Annotated in this window: 2 protein-coding genes; both read left to right on the top strand. The window is 46.4% G+C overall.

Translation table 11 applies throughout. The features are described 5' to 3' along the window. Positions 1 to 38 precede the first annotated feature (38 nt). A complete protein-coding gene (locus H6A32_RS15795) occupies positions 39 to 440 on the top strand; it encodes a PrgI family protein (protein ID WP_204864819.1) in 402 nt (133 codons plus the stop codon). Further along, positions 385 to 783 (top strand): hypothetical protein, encoded by a 399-nt coding sequence (locus H6A32_RS15790; RefSeq protein ID WP_430749600.1) that lies wholly within the window; start codon positions 385 to 387, stop codon positions 781 to 783. The genes H6A32_RS15795 and H6A32_RS15790 overlap by 56 nt, the downstream gene beginning before the upstream one ends. Positions 784 to 872: the final 89 nt, after the last annotated feature.

The raw sequence follows: 872 nt of genomic DNA, 5'->3' as shown, positions 1-872 counted from the left end.
TACTTTGTATTCATGGTCATATTTACGTGCCACTTTGAATGCCTCCTTATTCTCTTGGTTTTATTATGAAATCCTTGAGAATAAGCTGTCAACTTTTTTTATACCACACCATTTGTCTGGGCGCGGCTCTCCTTGTGGGATTGCCGCTTTTCTTTTTGCTCAAAGGCAGCGCGGGGACGACCCTTGCAGCTATGGCAATGATTGTCGTTATGCTGCCCTGTTTCCTCTTTGCCATGTATGAACGACACGGGCAGCCCCTTGAAGTCGTGGTAAAGAACATCATTCAGACAAAGTTTACCCGTCCAAAGGAACGCCCTTATCAGACGGAAAACTTCTATGCCGTTTTGGAACGGCAGCGAAAACTTGAAAAGGAGGTATCGGCTATTGTCAAAGGCACAGGCGCAAAAGGCGCGGGAAACCGCCGCAGGAACAAAGCGTAAATTATCCCGCGCCGAACAGAAACAGATTGCCGCCCTTATAAGACAGGCAAAGGGCGACGGGAAAGCGCATACCGCGCAGCAGACCATTCCCTACTTGCAGATGTACCCGGACGGGATTTGCAGGATTACGGAAAAGAAATACAGCAAAAGCGTTGTGTTTGAGGATATTAACTATCAGCTTGCACAGGCGGACGACAAGACCGCTATCTTTGAAAATTGGTGCGACTTTCTGAATTACTTTGACGCTTCCGTTTCGGTGCAGCTCTCTTTCATCAATCAAGGGACGCAGCGCGGCGAAGCGGAAAAGGCTATCGACATTCTGGTGTGGTATAAAAAAAGTTGACAGCTTATTCTCAAGGATTTCATAATAAAACCAAGAGAATAAGGAGGCATTCAAAGTGGCACGTAAATATGACCATGAATACAAAGTAC

Source organism: Drancourtella massiliensis, assembly GCF_016900655.1.
Lineage (GTDB): Bacteria > Bacillota > Clostridia > Lachnospirales > Lachnospiraceae > Sellimonas > Sellimonas catena.
Note: the sequence above shows the minus strand (reverse complement) of the source record. Positions and strands in the feature narration are given on the sequence as shown.